Origin of the sequence: Christensenella sp. (assembly GCF_034927525.1) — a bacterium.
Taxonomy (GTDB): Bacteria; Bacillota; Clostridia; order Christensenellales; family Christensenellaceae; genus Christensenella.
This window is the reverse complement of sequence record NZ_JAYFPU010000365.1, coordinates 1-4,999: the sequence shown is the minus strand read 5'-3', so window position 1 is coordinate 4,999 and position 4,999 is coordinate 1. Positions and strand designations below refer to the sequence as shown.

Here is a 4,999-nt window from a genome sequence, read left to right as displayed (position 1 = left end):
CTAAATTATCGATGTTGCTGCCGCGCTCCAGCTCAAACAAGATCATGCAATACAAATGCCAGTTAAAGTCCACGTTCATCAGCCTCTGGATGGTTGTGCCCACTGTGTCCACAAACGGGTCGCCTGTGCTAAAGCCGCGCTCCAGCTCCAGCGATTCGCGGAAATTCATCTCCTCGCCCGTCATGTTGCTGGTGATATAGAAGATATCCGTCAATATCCGTCCATAATCTTCCATCTGCGCCGCGTTGTTTACAATAAAAAGATAATCGATGATGCTGTCGCAGCTTTCCTTGAACTGCACCACAAACCCCAGATCGTTTTTCATCTTGCGCGCGATCGTGTCATGCACCAGCTTAGAAACAATGTTTTCGATCGTTTCCTTGCGGTAATGCAGCTTAGAGCTGTTGTCGCGTTTGTATCTCTTATAGAGATCATGCAGCTGATGATCGACAAGATTCAGGTTTTCCTTGATCGAAACAAGGTTTTCGATCACTTGCTGCTCCACCATAAAGTACGAAGGATTCTTATAAATGATCTTGTGCTCGATCTCGCCCCAGAACATATTGATCATCGACTTGATCTGTATCTCAAAATTCACGCGGATCTCGTCTTCTTCGCCCTTGTTGTCCTCATAGCGCGCGTCGATCTTATAGATATCAAATCCGTTCTTCTGCTTCGAGGGCTGCTTCTCATTGAGCTTAAAGCGCATCTTCGGAAATTTCGAGTTATAAAAAAAGATCTGGTCGTCCGTCTTATTGAACATCTTGAGCATCAGCTGATACACATACTGCTCGTCTTCGTTGAATTTGCATTCGATGCGTATGCCGATGATGTCCTGAATATTGGCGACAACCTCCTCTTTTGAGGTATGCATCCTGTAGTAGCTGTTACGAATCAGCTTCTCCCGCACGCTGTCCGTCTCCTTGACGCGGTACGAGATGTTGAGCGTATACTCCGAATTCTTGACGATCACGTCCTCCAGCATATGCTTCAGATCGTGCGCAATATTCTTGTATCGATACTGGACTGTTTCGTAATAGCCGACCACTTCGTCCACGTACTTAAAAATATCCATTCCCATTTTTCCCTTTACTTTTGTGTCATGTCCTTATTTTTTGATCCTCGTCAGGCAATCCTTTAGCAGCGTCACCTCAAAGCCGTTGTGCATCAGCCACACCACAGCGTCGGAAAGCGCAGTCCCCACCTCGCCCGACACGACGACACGCCCCACCATATCGCGCTTCAAACAATCCGTCAGATTGCCAAACGTCTCGTTCACCGCTTCTTTGTCCTTCACACAAAACATATTATAGTGCGCGATGGGTGTGTTGACCGTCTTGATGATCTCATCATAAAACGCCTGTTCCGGCGCATATTCACCGATATACAGCACGATCTGCTCCGGATGTGCGTTGATGTCCGCGATCGTTGTCCGCAATATGCGTTCATCGCTGATCTGCCCGACATGGATGTGCACTGTCGGTTTTTTCACATAGTATTCGTCCTTTAAGGAAGCAGGCAGTGCACGCTTATGCGCCGACCGGTCATATATCCCCTCCAGCTTTTCGCGCACATCATCCGCGATTTTGTACCCCTTGAGATACGCGCAGATATCGTCATAGCGAATGCCCAGTTCTTCCTCGTCCGTCGCCGAAATGCCCAGTCCCGCGGCCGGCTGCTTCTTAAGCACCGCCTCCGGCACACCGAACATTTTTGACATCTCATAGATATCGTCCTTCACCAGCTCCTGTATCGGGTTTATGTCGCTCCCGCCGTCGCCGTATTTGGTATAGAACCCGGTGATCGATTCCGTCGCATGGTCTGTCCCCGCAACAAGCATCCCCTTGCTAAGCGCATACTGGTACATCATCCGAAGCCTTGGCTGCAAATTCCCCAGCGTATACACGTCGCCTGAAAAACCTGTCGCGCCCTTCAGGTCACTCACCGCCCCGGCGTAACCGCCCGCGATCGATACACTGTCGCATACCGTCTGCGGATTTATCTCCACGATCCGCTTCGCGCAGGCGTGCGCGTCGCCGATGTCGGATTGCTGCCCGTTGGGAAGCAGCACAAGATGCAGCTTCCGGTTCGTATTCCCACACGCCACAGCGCACAGCGCCCCAACAAGGAAGCTGTCCACGCCGCCCGACATGCCAAGCACGATGCCCTTTGCGCCCGACCATTCAAGATAGTGCTCCACAAAAGCGATGCTCTGCTTTTTCTTTTTTTCGATATATTCTTCGCTCGTCTGTGTATCCCGCTTAAAATCCGGGGATATATCGTTTAGGATCAGCCTCTGCTTCATCTGTTTACCGCCTTGTATGTTTGTGCCATTTCCACGATCTCGCGCTGTACCGCCTCTTTTAGTTCGGACGGCGAAAGAACCTCCGCCTGTGCCCCGAACGACAAAATCCATGCCTTCAAATCTGGCGTAACCGCGGTCTTTTTATAAAAAATGACCGCTTCCTCTTTTTCTTCCAGCTTATCCGCCTTGTGCGCATGGAACTCTTTTACCAGGCGTGCCGCTTCTCCTGCAAAGCGCACCTCGACTTCCTTTAGCTCTGCGCCCGCAAGCTTGTCAAAACGCGTCTTTTGATATTCCTCATAAAACCTCTTGGGTACGCTGAACGCGTCCGTCAATAGTTTCGCTTCCTCCATACGCGACAGCCGCAGGTCGCGTACCGCCCCCCGCAGATGGCAATGACCGATCGTGTGCCAACAGCCTTCTCGCACCTCCAGCACATACGGATCGAATTTGCGCGTCTGTGTCTCGCCTGTCGAAAACGAGCTGTATACGATCTGCAAGCTGCGGGATTCCTGCACCGCTGTCTGCACAGCCTCTAAAATATCCTCGTCCGTTTCCTCGCTCGCCGCGGAAGCGGGCACGATCTTGATCATTTTTTCTACGTTTTCCATCGCGCTTCTCGAAAGCTCAGGCATCTTAGCGAGTATCTTGTCTAAAATTTTCAATCCGTTTTTTGCGATATCAAGCGTCGTGTAAGATTCCAGCACCTCGCGTGTAAAGTATAGCGAAAGCACCTCCGCAATCGAAAAATCCATTTCCGAAAGCGCATACTTGTCCGCTTTATAAACCGTTTTGCCGCCCACATCTTCTTCATACACAAAAAAATTCTGCGAGATATAATCCATATCCCGCACCACCATACGCCGCGTCGCGTCGATGTCTGCCATACGTTTCAGCGAATCGATGATCTCGCCTATCGTATAACCGCTCTTTTTTTGTGCAAGCAGCGACAAAATAAACAATTGCCGCTCTGTACTGGTGGTTTTATCACTCATGTGTTCTGGCCTGCTTCCTTTCGGTATGCTTGTCGATCAGGTATTCGTTCATCTCCGCGTCGGTGTTGAGCCGCATGGTATAAAACGCCATTTCCGCAACATACTCGAGCGCCGCCGCGTTGTCCACCGTCTGCGGGATGTCCTTGCCCCACACAAACGGCCCGTGGTTCTTGACGAGCACCGCAGGCGTGGTCATTGGGTTTTTCACGGCGAAAGCGTCCACGATGACCTTACCTGTGTTCTTCTCATAATCCCGTGTGATCTCGTCCGGCTCCATCGTACGCGTGACCGGGATGTCATGCTTAAAATAATCCGTATGCGTCGTACCGAGGTTAGGGATGCTCTTTCCCGCCTGCGCAAACACGGTCGCCCATTTGGAATGCGTGTGCGCAACACTGCGCACCTCCTTGAAGGCCTTGTATATCTCAAGATGCGTAAACAAGTCGGAAGAAGGCGTATGCGCCCCCTCGATGATCTTCCCTTCGATATCGCACACGATCATATCGTCCGGTTTGATCTTGGAATACGGGATGCGGCTTGGTTTGATGACGATATACCCCGTGTGGTCGTCCATCGCCGAAATATTGCCCCACCGCAGCATCACAAGGCCATATTTCTCAAGCTCCATGTTCGCCTTGTATACCTCGATCTTAATTCCCTCAAGCATGTTTGCCCTACCTCAACTTATGTTCATTTTACTCGGCGGAACAGTTCCCCGCCCTTCTTTTCCTATTTTACATCCTGCCTGCTGTTTTCACAAGTATTGCGTTGATTTTTCCATAAGAATCATATATCATTATATTAGCATGCTAAAATGCGTGACTAGATGATATTTTGGAGGTGGCCTCATTTTGAAATCACAGAACAAATTCCTGCCGCTTTTTTCCGGCGCGATCATCCAGCTTTGTATCGGTATCATTTATATCTGGAGCATCTTCCAGCCGTCGGTCATGGAATATTATTCCTGGAGCGCCGCAGACGCTTCGCTCACATTTTCCATCATGCTCGCCACCTTTGTTCTTGGCATCGTTTTAGGCGGACGTTTAAACGATAAAAAAGGTCCGCGACCCGTCGTCTTTTTAGGCGGCGCGATGTTTGTCGCCGGCATTCTGCTTTCCTCGTTCGTACCACAGAACATGCCGTGGCTGATCTATGTCTGCTACGGCGGCATGGCGGGCTTTGGCGTAGGCGCTGCCTACACGTCCACCATCTCATGTGCACAAAAATGGTTTCTCGATAAGAAGGGCTTTGCAACGGGCATCATCGTGTGCACGTTCGGCGCTTCCACCGTTGTGTTCACGCCCATCGTCAATACGCTGCTCAAAGCAGTAGGCGTATCGCAGACTTTCCTGATCCTTGCCCTTATTTTTGCTGTGATCATCCTGATCTTCGGCTGGTTCGTCAAAAATCCGTCCAAGGAATATATGGATGCGTTCAACGTTTCTGTGCCCGACCTTTCCACACAGAAACAATTCACACCGCTCGAAATGGTCAAAACGAAATACTATTATTTCATTTTCCTTGCCATGATGCTCATCACGCCCGCGTATTTCATCATCAACCCACTGCTCAAATCGCTCGGGGAGCTGCGCAACCTGAGTGAGGCGGCGGCGCTCGCAGGCGTCATGGTCACGGGTATCGCATCGGCCGCGGGCCGCTTGCTGGCTCCGTGGATGTCCGACAAGATCGGGCGCAGAAA

General features: G+C 50.6%; 5 protein-coding genes. 1 reads left to right on the top strand and 4 read right to left on the bottom strand.

Annotation, left to right across the window (positions count from 1 at the left end; genetic code table 11):
- From VB081_RS14455 to araD, 4 genes are all read right to left on the bottom strand, one after another.
- Positions 1-1,075, bottom strand: a 1,075-nt coding sequence (locus tag VB081_RS14455; RefSeq protein WP_323401480.1) for a GTP pyrophosphokinase, incomplete at its 3' end; no start/stop codon positions are given.
- A gap of 33 nt (positions 1,076-1,108) precedes the next feature.
- Positions 1,109-2,305: an NAD(+) synthase gene (nadE, locus tag VB081_RS14450; protein WP_323401479.1), complete on the bottom strand. Its 1,197-nt coding sequence runs from the start codon at positions 2,303-2,305 to the stop codon at positions 1,109-1,111.
- Positions 2,302-3,300, bottom strand: coding sequence for a helix-turn-helix transcriptional regulator (locus VB081_RS14445; RefSeq protein WP_323401478.1), 999 nt, complete (start codon positions 3,298-3,300; stop codon positions 2,302-2,304). The genes nadE and VB081_RS14445 overlap by 4 nt, the downstream gene beginning before the upstream one ends.
- Positions 3,293-3,967 (bottom strand): L-ribulose-5-phosphate 4-epimerase AraD, encoded by a 675-nt coding sequence (gene araD / locus VB081_RS14440; protein WP_323401477.1) that lies wholly within the window; start codon positions 3,965-3,967, stop codon positions 3,293-3,295. Before araD ends, VB081_RS14445 begins: the two co-directional genes overlap by 8 nt.
- 184 nt (positions 3,968-4,151) lie before the next feature.
- Here araD and VB081_RS14435 point away from each other — a divergent pair.
- Positions 4,152-4,999: MFS transporter (locus VB081_RS14435; RefSeq protein ID WP_323401476.1), on the top strand; the 848-nt coding region annotated here is incomplete at its 3' end.